The sequence below is a fragment of the Acinetobacter sp. BHS4 genome (assembly GCF_018454425.1).
Classification (GTDB): domain Bacteria; phylum Pseudomonadota; class Gammaproteobacteria; order Pseudomonadales; family Moraxellaceae; genus Acinetobacter; species Acinetobacter pittii.
Map to the genome: position 1 here is coordinate 937,121 of NZ_CP075323.1, position 15,109 is coordinate 952,229.

Consider the following 15,109-nt stretch of genomic DNA (forward strand, 5'->3'; position numbering starts at 1 on the left):
TTATAAAAAATTTAAATGTTGAAATTAAAAATCAGTTTAATCGTTATTTTTACTCACCTTCGAAAAGCATCTGTTAGACTAATATTTTTAGTGGAAATAGAGAATAACGTGCTGCCATTTAAGCTATGGGTAGACGCAGACGCCTTACCGAAAATTTTACGTGAAGTGATTTTACGTGCATCAGATCGTTATCAATTAGAAGTCATTTTTGTTGCCAATCAAAATGTTGGGATTACACCTTCTGTTCGCATTAAGTCAATACAGGTTTTAAGTGGTGCTGATCAGGCAGATAAAGAAATAGTTGATCGTATGGTTGAAAATGACATTGTCATTACACAAGATATTCCACTGGCAGCTCAAGTGATTGAGAAAGGTGGAGTTGCTATTCATCCGCGTGGTGAAGTCTATACAACGGCGAATGTTAAAGCGCGTTTACATCTACGTGATTTCATGGATACGCTCCGTGGTGCAGGTGTGCAAACTGGTGGACCACCTCCTATTTCCGAGCGAGATAAACGTGAATTTTCAAGTTCATTAGATCAAACGATTTTAAAGCAAAAACGTAAAACAGCTAAGTGAGCATCGCATGCCATCGCAAACCAATTTGGCTCTAACCTATGCCTTGTTAGTGTTTATCTGGGCAACCACTCCTTTGGCAATTGTCTGGAGTGTGTCTGATCTGCATCTGATGTGGGCATTGTTATTACGCTTTTTTATTGCATTGCCTTTGGCTGTCATCATATTGCTAATTTTAAGAACACCTTTTCCGACGCATCGACAAGCAGTTCATAGCTACATTGCCGGATCTTTTAGCTTAATTGGTTCTCAAATTTTCACCTATGCCGCGACCCAATATTTAAGTTCAGGCATGATTGCACTTATGTTTGGTTTAGCACCGATTATGGCGGGGCTTATTGGGCGGTTTGCTTTTTGCCAACAACTTTATAAGCTGCAATGGTTGGGTATGGCAATTGCGGTCTGTGGGCTAGCTATTATTTGTCTGAGCGGTGCGAATCAGCATGTACACCCGTTTGGTATTGTTCTTATGCTGATCAGTGTATTTGTTTATTCATTTTCAATTTTCTGGGTCAAGAAAGTTAATGCACAGATCCAGCCGATGGCTCAGGCAACAGGCTCTATTTTAGTTTCTTCTATTTTTGCTAGTTGTTTTATTCCATTTATTTGGCAATATGCACCAACACATTTGCCAGAAGCTAAATCTTTATTTGCCTTAATTTATACGGTACTTATGGCATCACTCGTTGCTATGTTCTGCTACTTCAAACTTATACAAAATATTCAGGCAACGACTTTATCTTTAACGACAGTTATTACCCCTATGTTAGCGATGATCATTGGAGCTGCTTTAAACCATGAACAACTTTCAATTATGGTTTTTGTAGGTGCTTTCATTATCCTGTTTGGACTCTTTTTATATTTCTATAAAGACATTCAGGCAAATCGGAACTTTGCTCAACATATGAAGTCTAAATAGGAGAAGATTTGGGTAATTTGTTGAGCTTATTCATTAAATTGTTCTAATTCGTAGCGAAATGCACGATCAAATTGATCTCCCAACTCAACTAGTAGAAAATAGCGCAGCAATATAATATTAGGATTGTTAAGGGAAGATCAGAACTTACTGATTTTTAAACCTTAATACAGCATCTAACGGTATGGCCAAATAGTAGATGTGGGTGCAATTTGCTATCAACATCTTATATTTTCCATCAATGACCTTGGATTTAGAAGGTATGTTTAAACCAATCTCACTGTATATAGGGTTGAGATATACTCGCGCAAGACGCAGTAATCATTTTATTTCTTTTATTGCATTGGTTTCGATGGTCGGTTTGACACTAGGTGTCGCTGTGCTGATTACAGTACTTTCTGTCATGAACGGTTTCGATCGCGAATTGAAAAACCGTGTGTTAGGAATGGTGCCGCAAGCAACAGTTTCATCTACACAAATCCTCACGGATTGGCCTGAACTCGTGAAGCGAGTTGAACATCATCCACATGTAACAGGGGTTGCACCTTTTACGCAATTGCAAGGTATGTTAACTGCGCAAGGGCAAGTCGCTGGTATTATGGTGACGGGTATTGACCCAAAATATGAAAAGAATGTCTCTATTATTCAAAATCATATTGTTGCCGGGAGTTTAGATTCACTTAAAAAAGGTGAATTTGGTATTGTTCTTGGTAAAGATATGGCTGATTCATTGGGCTTACGTCTAAATGATAGTGTGACATTGGTTTTACCAGAAGCAACACCGTCTCCAGCAGGTGTTGTACCTCGTTTCAAGCGTTTTAAAGTGGTTGGTATTTTTAGTGTAGGCGCTGAAGTCGACTCTATGGTGGGTTATATCGCCCTATACGATGCTTCAACCTTATTACGCTTACCAGATGGTGCCCAAGGTGTTCGTTTAAAACTAGATGATATTTTTGCAGCGCCGCAAGTTGCTGACGACTTAGTCAAAAGTTTACCAAGCAATTTCTACGCGACGAACTGGACCTATACGCATGGTAATTTATTTAATGCCATTCAAATGGAAAAAACTCTAGTCGGTTTATTGCTTGTCCTTATTATTGTGGTTGCAGCATTTAATATTGTTTCATCATTGGTCATGGTGGTGACTGATAAAAAATCAGATATTGCTATTTTACGTACATTAGGCGCTTCACCGTCGATGATTACTAAAATCTTTATGGTGCAAGGCACCGTGATTGGGGTGATTGGTACAGTTGCAGGTACGGTTTTAGGTGTAATTTTAGCTTTAACCATTAGCGATATCATTTCATGGTTTAACAATGTGTTGGGCTTAAATCTATTTGATGCTTACTTTGTACATTACCTTCCTTCTTATTTAAGATGGCAAGATGTGACGATTATTGTGATTGTTTCTTTACTTTTAAGCTTCTTGGCGACTATTTATCCGGCACTTCGTGCTGCCAAAGTTCAACCTGCTGAGGCACTGCGCTATGAGTAAAATTGTTCTAGAAGCGAAAGAAATATATAAACATTTTGATGACGGTAAATCTAAAGTTGAAGTCATTAAAGGTCTCTCTTTACAAGTTGAAGCAGGGCAGTTTGTTTCTATTGTCGGTGCGAGTGGTTCAGGTAAAAGTACTTTGCTCCATGTGCTAGGTGGTTTAGAGCAGCCAACTCAAGGGCAAGTATTTTTAAATGGTCAGCGTTTTGATAATTTAGGCGAAGCTGAACGTGGTTTTCAGCGTAACCAATACCTCGGTTTTGTTTATCAATTTCACCATTTATTACCTGAGTTTTCTGCTCTTGAAAATGTCGCGATGCCTTTAATGCTTCGTGCAGATAGCCAATTTAAATCGGTAAAAGCGCAAGCTGAATATTTACTTGATCGAGTTGGGTTATCTCATCGTATGGATCATAAGCCAGGTGAGCTTTCAGGTGGTGAGCGCCAACGTGTGGCGTTAGCGCGTGCTTTAGTCACTAAACCTGCGGTTGTTCTGGCTGATGAACCTACAGGTAATTTAGACCGTAAAACAGCTCTAGGTATTTTTGAATTACTGACCGATCTTAAGAAAGAACTTAACATGGCAATGTTAATTGTGACCCATGATGAGCATTTAGCTCAGGCTGCTGATTCTATTTTGCACATGCAAGATGGACTCTGGGTGAGTAGTTCTTAAAAAATTGTCATTAAATCACATTGTTAAAGCCCACTGAGTTGGGCTTTAATTTTGCCCCTAAAAAGATAATGATATGACTTTAAATGTTAAAACTTATTTTAATGGGGTGGATTGGGGGTATTGCATTTATGGGGAGAGATATCCCTTTAATAATGCAATATGGGTGGGTAGGTAAAGTCTTGCTTGTTATGGGCTTTATTTTTTATATTTTTAAGAGAAATATTTTCTTAAATCGCCCCATATTAAAAGCCATTTACTGTCTAGTCTGTGCTATTAGTTTTTTTACTATAGGACATCAATATGCTCAGCATACCTTAAATGAAAGATTAGAACTGCGACAAATGCAGCCTAAATCTTTAGATATTGTTGTGTATGTAGATCGTATAAGTGAAGAAAAAGAAAATAAGACGCAGCAACCCGTTCAGGTACTAGGGCAGTCCTTACATCCCGTCAATTGGCTTTTATATTTAAAAAATCAAAAAGTAAACTCAGCGTTAGATGAATCAAAATTACAATTAGGTCATTATTATCGAATTTCTGGCAAAACCAAACCTGCTCATAGTTACGCAGTGGCCGGTGTTTTCGACCAAGAACAATGGTTCATTCAACGAAATATAATGTCTGGTTTTAGTGTTCAGCATATTGAGCCTTTAAGCTCTGATGAAGTTTATCAGTTGGGTTATCAACAGCATTTAAAAGAGCAACAAAAATTCTTTAACAGACAAAAATTAAATATAGAAAAATTGCGTCTGACATTTAGATTAATGTTAAAACAATCTCCTTTACAAAATAAAGGACTGTTATTAGCTTTATTAACAGGGGACGAAAGTCTTTTAAATGATGAGATTAAAAATCAATTTAAGGAATTAGGAATCTCTCATTTATTGGCCATTTCAGGGCCTCATGTACTCATTTTTGCCATCATGTTCTCTTGGGGATTACATCAATTAGTACGACGATATTATCCGCAGCTTTATTTGCATCAACCTAAACAAATTTGGGCGATGATTCCATTATGTTTCGGTGTTTTGATTTATACGGCATTTGTTGGTTTTGAAATTCCCGCCTTACGAACTTTACTTTCAGTATTTTTATTTGCTTCTTTGTTATTAATTAAACTGCCTGTTAAGCCATTTTCACTCTTGGTTTACAGTGCAAGTCTGCTTTTATTTTGCGATCCTTTTAGTGTTTTATCGGCAGGATTTTGGCTCTCTTATGGTTCTTGCTTTATTTTATTACGGATTTATCAAACTATAGAGCAGGCTCCAAATCTTGTTTTAACTAATCTGTTATCTAGAATCATTCTTTTCAGTAAAATTTTAATTGAATCTCAAGGCAAAATATTTATTGCTTTATGTCCCTTAATACTGATTTTCTTTCAACAAATTTCATGGGTTGCTCCTTTTACAAATATTATTGCTGTTCCTTTACTCGGAGGAGTGATTGTTCCTTTAAATATTTTTGCAGCTTGTGTATGGCTTATTTTTAACTCATTCGGAAATTTACTTTTTCAAATTAATGACGTCCTGATTAGTATAGTACTGTCATGTTTTAATCTTTTAGAGAAGTTATCTCTACCATTACAAGGTTTTAGTCTGACACCACTTGCTTTAGTTTGCCTTAGCTTCGTTATTATTATCTTATTTTTACCGCGTGGAGTTTTACCAAAATCTTGGGGACTAATATGCTGTTTACCCTTGATCATTCCAGATAAGTCATCCCAGCAAATTCAATTAAATATTATAGATGTGGGACAGGGACAAGCTATTTTCTTGCAACACCCGCAGCAGACATGGCTCATTGATACGGGTGGGTCTTATGATGAGAAAGCCTTTAGTATTGGCCAAAATGTCGTGATTCCATATTTACGCCAAAAGGGAACTAAACAATTGGATCACGTCGTACTATCTCATCTCGATCAAGATCATAGCGGAGCATTTCCTTCAATCGCTCAGGCCTTTCCTATTAAACAAGTCATATCAAATGAACGATGGACAGAGCAAATTAAAGAGCCATTTACTTATTGCCATCAAGGGCAAAAATGGCAATATCCACAGTTAGATATTGAAATCCTTTGGCCTAAAGAAAATGATTTAAACTTAGTTCCTTCTAATCAAAATCAATATTCTTGTGTGGTTTATATTCATTTAAAACAGATAAATGGCTATCAAAATTATTTAATCATGGGCGACGCAGGGTGGGAAGCAGAATATCAACTCATGAAAGAATATCCTGATTTAAAGGTAGATGTTCTGGTATTAGGTCATCATGGGAGTAAACATAGTTCGGCTTATGACTTTTTAGCGACTCTAAAACCAAAGCTTGTTGTTGCCTCTACTGGCTTTAATAATCGATACGGTCATCCAAGTAAAGAAGTGTTAGCGAGAGTACAAGCACTTAATATTCCGTTTAAAAGTACAGTTGAACAAGGAACATTAAGCTTTGTATCTCGCAATCATGAGATAGTTTTATATACTCGACGTTTCGAACGTACTTGGCTTCACAGGAATTTGTGAAGCTTCTGCTTTAAGCTTATCTACAATTTGAAGTGCTTCAGTCGGATCAATATTGTAAATATTATCTAAAGCGGGATTTGCTTTAAAACGTTTATAACTCCAGTGGTAGTGCTCTGGATATTGATGAATTAGTTGTTCAATTGCTTGATGGATGACATACGTTCCATCATCGGCACTACCTTCGTAAATCTTCTCATCCATAGGCTCAATATGCATCGTAAAACCGTCGTGTTCATTACGAATCGCATAAAGAAATAATGCTTTGGCTTTTGTTTTTTGGATGAGCTTGGCGCTTAAATTACTTGAGGCAAGTGGTACACCAAAATAATTGATCATATCCCCACCAACATTAGGTGTATGGTCGGGTAAAATTACAGTAGTTTCGCCTTGTTTGAGTGCTTTAAAAATTTGTCGAACACCAGTCTCATCGGTAGGTACCAAGTTGGCTTGTTCACGGCTACGTGCTTCTCGAACAAAACGGTCTGCATCTTCATTTTTTACAGGCTTGTATAAAATAGTCATGGAAGTGAACTGGGCACACCAAGCATTCATGATTTCCCATGTACCAAAATGTGGAACAATCAAAACCACACCTTTTTTTGCTGCCAATGCTTCATGAAAGTAATGTTCACCCTCAATATGGTGAATACGTGAAATATTCTTACTATTTGATGAGCCCCAAATACTTAAAAACTCGAAGTATGAGGTTAACTCGTTACGAATAGCTTGTTGTGTAATATCTATTCGTTGCTGTGGTGTTAAGTGGGGAAGTGCAATTTGTAAGTTAAGTTCTATACTTTTTGATGTTCTAGTAATTTTTAAAGTATTGACTAACCCTGCCAACATACGGGCAATAAAACGTCCAAATTGAATGGGTTGACGGCTAAAAGTTTTGAGTAAGTAATAGTTCATGCTTTTTACATCTAGTTTGGTCATCTATCGCGGTAAAAAGGAGGCAACAAGTAAAAAAAGATAAAAATATTATAAATGAAATCATATAATTTAGACAGTTTTTATCAAATCAACGTATATAATGACATCATTTTAGATTGATTTGGATTGGAATTTTATGTCCGATTGGCCACCAAAACCACAAAATGAACCTATAATCCCTAAACAAAATGGACCAGAATGGCAAATTCTTGAGAAGGCTGTACTCGCTTCAGTAGAAGAGCAACGCCGTAGTCGTCGTTGGGGTATCTTCTTTAAAACATTAACTTTTATTTATTTACTATTCATTATTGTACTCATGGGCAAAGGCTGTTCAACCAGCAAAGAAGGCTCTGCTGTAAGTAGCAGTAGTGCTCATTTGGCAGTGGTGGATATTATAGGAACGATTGATGCTTCCAGTAATCAAGCGGTAAATAGTGAAGATACGAATAAAGCGCTTAAACGTGCTTTTGAAGCCTCAAATAGTAAGGCTGTTGCACTTAACATTAACTCACCTGGCGGTTCTCCAGTTCAGTCTGATGAAATCTGGCAGGAAATTCGTTATTTGAAAAAACAGCACCCTGATAAGAAAGTTTATGCCGTTATTGGTGATATGGGGGCATCGGGTGCGTACTATATCGCTTCTGCTGCGGATGAGATTATTGTCAACCCATCAAGTTTAGTGGGCTCAATTGGTGTAATCATGCCTAACTATGGCATTACTGGTTTAGCTCAGAAGCTCGGTATTGAAGACCGCACTTTAACTGCCGGAACGAATAAAGACATTTTAAGTATGACAAAACCGATTGATCCTGCTCAAAAGCAACATATTCAATCTGTTCTTGATAATGTTCATACTCACTTTATTACCGCAGTGAAAGAAGGCCGTGGTAAGCGTTTGAAATCGAATGATCCAGCTATTTTTTCTGGCTTATTCTGGACGGGTGAACAAGCAATTCAATTAGGTGTTGCTGACCGTTCAGGTAGTATTACGAGCTTGATGCGTGAATTAAACCTTGATAATAAAGTTGACTACACAATTGAGCGTAACCCACTACAATCCATTTTGGGTCGTATGGGGGCACAAATCGGGCAAGGAGTAAGTGAATCTATTGCTCAAGAGGTGCAGACTAGTCAAAGCGCAAAATTACAATAAATCTGTATTTTTAGGATAACGGTATGTCAATGAAACCGGTTATACACTTTGCGCATGCCAATGGTGTGCCATCTATGGTGTATCAAAAACTGTTTGATCAATTAAAAGATGAGTATGATGTAATTTATGTTCCACTCATTGGTCCTGACAAACGTTATCCTGTGACTAACCATTGGCCTGCTTTGGTTGATCAAGTTATTGATAGTATTGTGCGTCAGGCGAAAGGACGTAAAGTGATTGGACTTGGCCATTCTCTTGGTTCGGTTTTAACATTAATGGCATCTTTTCGACGTCCTGAACTGTTTTCTCAAGTCATTATGTTAGATCCGCCTCTTATTTTAGGGCGATATTCATTTGCTTTTCATATGGCAAAATTATTTCGTCCTAAATTGGTTGATGCGATGACACCGGCGGGCTTATCTGCACGTCGTCGTGAACATTGGGAGTCGAGAGAGCAGGCTGCTGAGTTACTTCGTCCTAAAGGATTTTATAAAGATTTTGATGAAGATTGTTTTCAGGCTTATATTGATTATGCTTTGAAAGAAGATTCGATTCGCGGTGGAGTAACTTTAACGATTTCTCGTGAAGATGAAGTTGCAATTTTCCGTAAAAATCCTTCTTGGTGGTGGCTGCCTATGCCAAAACCTAAGATGCCTGTGCATTTAGTTGTGGGTAAAGGAAGTGATTTTTTAAAAAGAGGCTTTCCTCAAATGGCAAAGCGAAAAATGGGAATCCCATTTACTGTGGTTGAAGGGGGCCATATGTTCCCTCTAGAGCATCCTATTGATACAGTAAATTCTATAAAGAAATTGATTCATCATTAATTAAATTAATTTAAAGCTTATAAAAAAGGACATGCCAGCATGTCCTTTTTTATTTTTGTTTGTTAGTAAAATACTTTACCAACTTGCAAAACGAATAGGGTCTTTTAGAACTTGATTACGGAAATAGGCTTGCCCATCTTTCCATGTAAGTTGACCGTTACACAGCCACTCTGCAACTTGTGGGTAGATAAAGTGCTCAAGTGTATGGACTCGATCTGCTAATGAAGCGACAGTATCATGTTCTTTAACTGATATAGCTGATTGGGCAATAGATTGACCAGAATCCAGTTCAGCAGTTACAAAGTGTACGGTACAACCATGCAAACGATCACCTGTGTTTAAAACACGTTGATGAGTATTCACACCTTTGTAAGCTGGAAGAAGCGAGGGATGTATATTCAGCATTTTCCCTTGCCATTTGTTGACAAAGGTTGGTGTTAAGATACGCATGAAGCCAGCTAAAATAACTACATCTACTTCCCAAGCTAAGAGTTGCTGATGCATTGCCTCATCAAACACTTCGCGCGTTGGAAAGTCTTTATGGGAGATAACAGCGGTAGCAATATTGGCTTTTTGAGCACGCTCTAGGGCATAAGCATCTGCTTTATTAGACAGTACACCTACAATTTGCCCTGATAGATTTGCATCTATCAAGGCCTGTAAATTACTGCCATTCCCAGAGACTAGAACAGCAATTTTTATCATGCAAAGATCACACGAATTTTTTCGTCTGCACCTTCCACTGACTCAGCATTTTCTTGGATATGTCCGATTTTCCAAGCTTTTTCGCCTTGAGCATTAAGTACTTCAATTGTTTTTTCAGCATCATTTGCATCAACAGCAATAACCATACCTACACCACAGTTAAACGTACGGTACATTTCAAAGCGTTCTACATTGCCTTCGCGTTGTAGAAGTTGGAACAATTCAGGCCATTCCCAAGAAGATTCATCAATAACCGCTTGAGCACCATTTGGCAATACACGAGGTAAGTTACCTGGTAAACCACCACCAGTAATGTGCGCCATAGCATGAACATCAACTTGTTTGCAGAGTTCAAGAACTGGTTTTACATAAATACGAGTTGGTTCCATTGCTACATCAGCAAGAGGACGACCATCAATCGTTTGAGTTAAATCAACGTTTTTAACGTCTAAAATTTTACGTAGTAATGAGTAACCATTCGAGTGAGCACCACTTGATGCAACACCAATAAGTACATCACCAGACTTTACTTTAGAGCCATCAATAATTTTGCTTTGCTCAACAACACCAACGGCAAAACCAGCAAGGTCGTAATCTTCGCCTTCGTACATGCCTGGCATTTCTGCGGTTTCACCACCTACAAGTGCGCAACCTGCAAGCTCACAACCTTTACCAATACCAGTAACAACATTTGCAGCAACGTCAACATTTAAGTGACCAGTCGCGTAATAATCAAGGAAGAATAATGGTTCTGCGCCACAAACTAAAAGGTCATTTACACACATAGCCACAAGGTCTTGGCCGATTGTGTCATGACGATTGAGATTAAGGGCCAAACGTAATTTAGTTCCTACACCATCGGTTCCAGAAACTAAAACAGGCTCTTCATAACCTTTAGGAATTTTGCATAGTGCACCAAAGCCACCAAGCCCGCCCATTACTTCAGGACGACTTGTACGTTTAGCGACTGACTTGATACGATCGACCAGTGCGTCGCCCGCTTCAATGTCGACACCCGCATCTTTGTAGCTTAAACCGGTATTTGGGGTAGAAGTTGAGTTGCTCATAAATGAAGTCTCCGCATTGGCGGCAGATTATAACCTGAATATACGAAACTCTTATGTTATTTATGCTCGAAAATGCTATCTTTAATAAAAATATTTTTTCATTTATAACGATTAAATCAAAAAAGGCTAGATTTTATGCAAGATCGTATACTGCGCCGTATTTTTTTACTCGCAGGTATTGTATTGCTGGTATGGGTGTTGTACTTACTCAAGCCTGTAGTCATTCCTTTTATCGGTGCTTTTTTCCTGGCTTATTTATTCAGTCCACTTGTTGATGTGCTGGTAAAAATGAAATTGCCTCGCTGGTTAGCAATTAGCGTGGTATTTGTTGGAATAGGTGTAACCTTAACTATTGCACTCTGGTATTTAGTTCCACTGATTTGGAAACAATTAGTTTATGCCCGAGATAGTATTCCAGCAGGTATTCACTGGATTAACGCTACCTTTTTACCTTGGGTGTCTTCGACATTTAATGTCCAGCAAATGGAAATTGACACAGAGCAGTTGTCTAAAGCTGTCATGGAATATGTCCAAACAAACTATAGCGCAGACAGCATTCAGGCAGTGTTATTAAAACTGGCTCAATCTGGTTTGAATTTTATTCAGATTGGTGGAACAGTTGTTTTAATTCCAATTATTGCTTTCTATTTCTTGCTTGATTGGGAACGTATGTTACAAAACTTACGTCGTCTCATTCCGCGTCCATATGAAGCAACTACTTTACAGATCGTTGGTGAATGCCATAGCGTTTTAGGGGCATTTGTTAAAGGTCAGTTTCTTGTCATGCTATTGCTTGGCGTAGTGTATGCAGTTGGTTTACAGCTCATCGGTTTGGAAGTTGGCCTGATTATTGGTATGGTGGCAGGGCTTGCTAGTATTATTCCTTATTTAGGTTTTGCCGTAGGTATTATTGCCGCTGTTATTGCCAGCCTGTTCCAGTTTGGCTTGGATTGGATGCATCTATTACTGGTTGGTATCGTCTTTATGATTGGTCAAGCGGTAGAAGGCTATATCTTACAGCCATTCCTACTGGGTGATAAAATTGGCTTATCTCCTGTAGCAGTTGTTTTTGCAGTATTGGCAGGTGCACAACTTGCAGGCTTCTTGGGAATGTTAATTGCATTGCCTGTTGCTGCGGTTATTGTAGTGTTGTTGAAGCATTTAAGAGAGAATTACGAAAGAAGCTCACTTTATGCTCCACCATCTACATTAGTGATCCAACATGGCGATATTGAGCAAATTCATGTACAAACCGAAAGCACTAAGCTTGATCTTGAAGTTAAAACACAGCAAGATACAGATGAACTAAAATCTCCTAACCAGAAATAATTTCAAGGTTAATTCAATATATGCGTCAACTCCAACTGGATATAGAACCTCAACTTGATGCTCGAATCAGTGATTTTTCGGGACCGGGTTGGGGGCATGTAGTCGATGCCGTGCGTCAACTACATGCTGGTCTGGTGAGTAGGTTCTATATTTACGGTGGAGCGGGGACGGGGAAGAGTCATTTACTTTCTGCAATTTGTGATTCTTATTTAGAAATAGGCAAATCTGCTATTAAAGTATCTTTGCTCGAACTTCTTGATGCACCTATTGAGGCAATTACCTCTTTAGAACATTATGATCTTGTTGCTTTGGATGATATTGAATCGATTAGTGGTGTGCCTCATTGGCAAAAAGCTGTTTTTCATTTAATGAATAATCATGAAGGACAACTGGTATTTTCTTCGCGTGTAGCACCGATTGAATTAAAGCTGGAATTACCAGACTTACAATCACGACTTACACAAGCTGTTAGTGTAAAAGTACCAAGTGGAAGTTTATATGCAGATCGCTATGCCTTAGTGACATCTGTAATGGCTAGAAGGGGTATCCACTTTGATCAACAAATTGTTGACTACTTATTATTACATGGTCCTCATCAAGCGTCTCTTTTACTGCAAACTGTTGCTCAGTTAGAAAAACTGCTCAAAGGTGAAAAAACAAAACTTTCTAATGCGACTTTAAGACAAATTTACGCTTTGATTGATGAGTATCAACAATAAGTTTCTTTAACTTAAGTTTGCTGTTTTGCTTAAATTAAACTCATACAATTTAAAAAATGGCTTTCTCTACATAAGTTTTTCTCCTTTCAGAATAGTTATATTTATATCTATTAAATTTTCTTTTAATTTTTTAATACGCCACTTTTTTGTATTTAAAAAACTTTTTTAGATCTACGAGGCTTTTTGTAACCTAGCTCAAAAATGACTCTACAGACCGACCAAAATGTCTTGAGAAATTCTACTTCCTGTGACAAAGTACGCACAAAGGATGCGATTGCAAAAGCGGAAATTTTGCAATATTGACAAAGAAAAATGAAAAAAGATGTAAGGAGATGGGTATGCTCAAACGGAGCATTGCTTTTGCTTTATTGGCTGCTGCTGGACACGCTTATTCTGCCGATATTCAAGTCACAACTACAACTGATGAAGACGTCGATAACACTGCCTGTTCATTACGCGAGGCTGTAAAATTTCTAAATTATCGAGCCTCTTCCAATGCTGCTGATGTTGAAAAATATGCAAATGGTTACAATGGTTGTGGTAATAAAGACGCTTCTTCAAATATTATTTTGCAGCGTGATAAAGAATATTTATTAAATACAAGTATAACGATTGCAGCGCCTCTTACTATCTCAATAACTGAAAATGATTCCCCTTTTGAAGACACTGATCAACCAGGCTCTCATAATGCTACTATTAAAATAGCAAGCACCGACAGGCTATTTCACATAGATGATGGCAGTACAGAAAAGCCATCATTTTCCGTTTATTTCAATGATCTTAACTTACAGGGTGCTGGGGCGAAATCAAATGTTACTATCGGCGGTTTAATTCTAAATCACGAAAGCTTAATTATTCAAAACTCTCGATTAACTGATGGATATGCTAATGAAGGCGGAGCTATTTATAATCAGGGATTATTGACTCAAACAGATCAAACTGCTGGATCAGTTCGTATTATAAATAGCCTTATTCAAAATAATAAAGCAAATCAGGGCGGGGTGATTTATAGTGAACAGCCTTTGTATTTTATTACTCAATCAGTAATACGTGATAATGAAGTTAGTTTAGCAAGCGGATCACTTTTCTTCAGTGCAAATAAATTTAATGACGAAAGTACTGGGCAATATTTAAGTCGTCGAGCTATTGGATTAAGTAATAGTACGTTTTTTCACAATAAAGTCGGTTTTATTGCCAATATTTACGATGGAATGTTTGTTAATAACATCACCATGATAAAAAATGACAAAGGCCTATTTCTTGATGCTCCGCAAGGTAATGCTTCTATTTCAAATAGTGTTTTAGTTGGTAATGTAGTCAATTGTCAAGCTAGTGCAACTGATAAAACAATTATACAAAGTAATTTGGTGACAGCAGAATGTAATCGAAATGCCTCATCAAAACTTCCTAATATTCTTTACCCTAGTAATGAAAGATTAATAGCAGGTAATACTGATGAGGGAGTATGTGATGTGACATCAAAAGACGGATTGTTTTGTCCGTTTAGCACGCCTAAAGATAGTTTCTTAGGTTTTTTTAAGCCTCGATTGCTTGAGAGCTACACCACTTTAGCAGATTCCCTGATTATTAATAAAGGCCGCTTATACAGTGATGCTTCCTCAATTGGTTTAGCAAGTTGTGAAAGATTAGATCAAAGAGGAAAAAGACGTACTGGTTATGATGAGCTGTGTGATCTAGGTGCAATTGAATACATCTTAGATAGTGAAATTGCACCTGTTGGTCAGGATATTAGATATGGTCAAGTTGCAAAATTCAGTATTTTGGGTTCTCTCAGTGAAGCCGATTTAGTGACTCCAGCTACGTGTAAGCGTTTGTTTGGTGAGCGTCCAGATGGAAAAGAGTGGCAACCCGGGTGCTTGAAAATTGTGCAAAATAAAGATACCCCAGTTTCAAAAGGTACTTTAACTCTGGATCAGAATGGTAATGTGATTTACACGCCCAATGGAAATTGGCATGGGTCAGATATTTTTAGTATTCAGGTTGTGACGAGTGTAACTCGTTTTAATGAAGGCGTAGATTTTCAATATATCTCTATTCCAACGACAATTTCCCAAGCTCCTTTATCAGGTATTGAAGATAAATCTGTCAGTGCAGGTGGTGGAGGTAGTGTGGGAGGTGGGATTTTGTTGGGTTTATTAGGATTAATTGCATTACGCCGTTTCAAGTCATAATC

General features: G+C 37.8%; 13 protein-coding genes and 1 pseudogene. 10 read left to right on the top strand and 4 right to left on the bottom strand.

Annotated features, from left to right (window positions below; genetic code table 11):
* Window positions 1–90: 90 nt before the first annotated feature.
* Together KIP84_RS04510 and KIP84_RS04515 are read left to right on the top strand one after the other, a co-directional pair.
* Window positions 91–579, top strand: a complete 489-nt coding sequence (locus KIP84_RS04510) for a YaiI/YqxD family protein (RefSeq protein ID WP_078210287.1) — start codon at window positions 91–93, stop codon at window positions 577–579.
* 7 nt (window positions 580–586) lie between these two features.
* Entirely contained in the window at window positions 587–1,495 is a 909-nt protein-coding gene (locus KIP84_RS04515; RefSeq protein WP_213689397.1) for an EamA family transporter, read from the top strand.
* Between the two features lie 29 nt (window positions 1,496–1,524).
* Here the strand turns inward: KIP84_RS04515 and KIP84_RS18735 are convergent.
* Window positions 1,525–1,629 (bottom strand): annotated as a pseudogene (locus tag KIP84_RS18735) (PilZ domain-containing protein); the annotation flags it as partial.
* 125 nt (window positions 1,630–1,754) lie between these two features.
* Between KIP84_RS18735 and KIP84_RS04520 the strand changes: the two are divergent.
* The 3 genes from KIP84_RS04520 to KIP84_RS04530 all read left to right on the top strand — a co-directional run bounded on the left by KIP84_RS04520 (window position 1,755) and on the right by KIP84_RS04530 (window position 6,185).
* Complete coding sequence (locus KIP84_RS04520) at window positions 1,755–2,990, top strand: lipoprotein-releasing ABC transporter permease subunit (RefSeq protein WP_004790618.1); 1,236 nt, start codon at window positions 1,755–1,757, stop codon at window positions 2,988–2,990.
* Window positions 2,983–3,669 (top strand): lipoprotein-releasing ABC transporter ATP-binding protein LolD, encoded by a 687-nt coding sequence (lolD, locus tag KIP84_RS04525; protein ID WP_086265479.1) that lies wholly within the window; start codon window positions 2,983–2,985, stop codon window positions 3,667–3,669. The genes KIP84_RS04520 and lolD overlap by 8 nt, the downstream gene beginning before the upstream one ends.
* An 83-nt stretch (window positions 3,670–3,752) precedes the next feature.
* A complete protein-coding gene (locus KIP84_RS04530) occupies window positions 3,753–6,185 on the top strand; it encodes a DNA internalization-related competence protein ComEC/Rec2 (RefSeq protein WP_213689398.1) in 2,433 nt (810 codons plus the stop codon).
* On the opposite strand, the gene KIP84_RS04535 is transcribed toward KIP84_RS04530, so the two are convergent.
* Window positions 6,138–7,121, bottom strand: a complete 984-nt coding sequence (locus KIP84_RS04535) for a lysophospholipid acyltransferase family protein (RefSeq protein ID WP_130120328.1) — start codon at window positions 7,119–7,121, stop codon at window positions 6,138–6,140. The genes KIP84_RS04530 and KIP84_RS04535 overlap by 48 nt on opposite strands.
* Window positions 7,122–7,254: 133 nt before the next feature.
* Between KIP84_RS04535 and sppA the strand changes: the two genes are divergently transcribed.
* Both sppA and KIP84_RS04545 read left to right on the top strand, forming a co-directional pair.
* Window positions 7,255–8,271 carry a signal peptide peptidase SppA gene (gene sppA / locus KIP84_RS04540; RefSeq protein ID WP_063099454.1) on the top strand — a complete coding sequence of 339 codons (1,017 nt, stop codon included), beginning with the start codon at window positions 7,255–7,257 and terminating at the stop codon, window positions 8,269–8,271.
* A 23-nt stretch (window positions 8,272–8,294) separates the two neighbouring features.
* On the top strand, window positions 8,295–9,095 hold the full coding sequence (locus tag KIP84_RS04545) for an alpha/beta hydrolase (protein ID WP_002118584.1): 801 nt from the start codon (window positions 8,295–8,297) through the stop codon (window positions 9,093–9,095).
* A gap of 75 nt (window positions 9,096–9,170) precedes the next feature.
* On the opposite strand, the gene purN is transcribed toward KIP84_RS04545, so the two are convergent.
* Both purN and purM read right to left on the bottom strand, forming a co-directional pair.
* Window positions 9,171–9,800: a phosphoribosylglycinamide formyltransferase gene (purN, locus tag KIP84_RS04550; RefSeq protein WP_005073082.1), complete on the bottom strand. Its 630-nt coding sequence runs from the start codon at window positions 9,798–9,800 to the stop codon at window positions 9,171–9,173.
* The gene (gene purM, locus KIP84_RS04555; RefSeq protein ID WP_017385817.1) at window positions 9,797–10,867 is read right to left on the bottom strand and encodes a phosphoribosylformylglycinamidine cyclo-ligase; all 1,071 of its coding nucleotides are present in this window, start codon (window positions 10,865–10,867) and stop codon (window positions 9,797–9,799) included. The genes purN and purM overlap by 4 nt, the downstream gene beginning before the upstream one ends.
* A 135-nt stretch (window positions 10,868–11,002) precedes the next feature.
* Between purM and cxpE the strand changes: the two genes are divergently transcribed.
* From cxpE to rbtA, 3 genes are all read left to right on the top strand, one after another.
* Window positions 11,003–12,196 (top strand): chloramphenicol efflux transporter CxpE, encoded by a 1,194-nt coding sequence (gene cxpE / locus KIP84_RS04560; RefSeq protein WP_002118385.1) that lies wholly within the window; start codon window positions 11,003–11,005, stop codon window positions 12,194–12,196.
* A 20-nt stretch (window positions 12,197–12,216) separates the two neighbouring features.
* Window positions 12,217–12,915 (top strand): DnaA regulatory inactivator Hda, encoded by a 699-nt coding sequence (gene hda, locus KIP84_RS04565; RefSeq protein WP_002118656.1) that lies wholly within the window; start codon window positions 12,217–12,219, stop codon window positions 12,913–12,915.
* Between the two features lie 338 nt (window positions 12,916–13,253).
* Window positions 13,254–15,107 (top strand): rhombotarget A, encoded by a 1,854-nt coding sequence (rbtA, locus tag KIP84_RS04570; protein WP_060464862.1) that lies wholly within the window; start codon window positions 13,254–13,256, stop codon window positions 15,105–15,107.
* The last annotated feature ends 2 nt before the right edge of the window (window positions 15,108–15,109 follow it).

Coding starts and splice junctions, on each gene's coding strand:
- KIP84_RS04515 (WP_213689397.1), top strand. CDS start 587: ATGCCATCGCAAACCAATTTGGCTCTAACCTATGCCTTGTTAGTGTTT.
- KIP84_RS04520 (WP_004790618.1), top strand. CDS start 1,755: ATGTTTAAACCAATCTCACTGTATATAGGGTTGAGATATACTCGCGCA.
- lolD (WP_086265479.1), top strand. CDS start 2,983: ATGAGTAAAATTGTTCTAGAAGCGAAAGAAATATATAAACATTTTGAT.
- KIP84_RS04530 (WP_213689398.1), top strand. CDS start 3,753: ATGTTAAAACTTATTTTAATGGGGTGGATTGGGGGTATTGCATTTATG.
- KIP84_RS04535 (WP_130120328.1), bottom strand. CDS start 7,121: ATGACCAAACTAGATGTAAAAAGCATGAACTATTACTTACTCAAAACT.
- sppA (WP_063099454.1), top strand. CDS start 7,255: ATGTCCGATTGGCCACCAAAACCACAAAATGAACCTATAATCCCTAAA.
- KIP84_RS04545 (WP_002118584.1), top strand. CDS start 8,295: ATGTCAATGAAACCGGTTATACACTTTGCGCATGCCAATGGTGTGCCA.
- purN (WP_005073082.1), bottom strand. CDS start 9,800: ATGATAAAAATTGCTGTTCTAGTCTCTGGGAATGGCAGTAATTTACAG.
- purM (WP_017385817.1), bottom strand. CDS start 10,867: ATGAGCAACTCAACTTCTACCCCAAATACCGGTTTAAGCTACAAAGAT.
- cxpE (WP_002118385.1), top strand. CDS start 11,003: ATGCAAGATCGTATACTGCGCCGTATTTTTTTACTCGCAGGTATTGTA.
- hda (WP_002118656.1), top strand. CDS start 12,217: ATGCGTCAACTCCAACTGGATATAGAACCTCAACTTGATGCTCGAATC.
- rbtA (WP_060464862.1), top strand. CDS start 13,254: ATGCTCAAACGGAGCATTGCTTTTGCTTTATTGGCTGCTGCTGGACAC.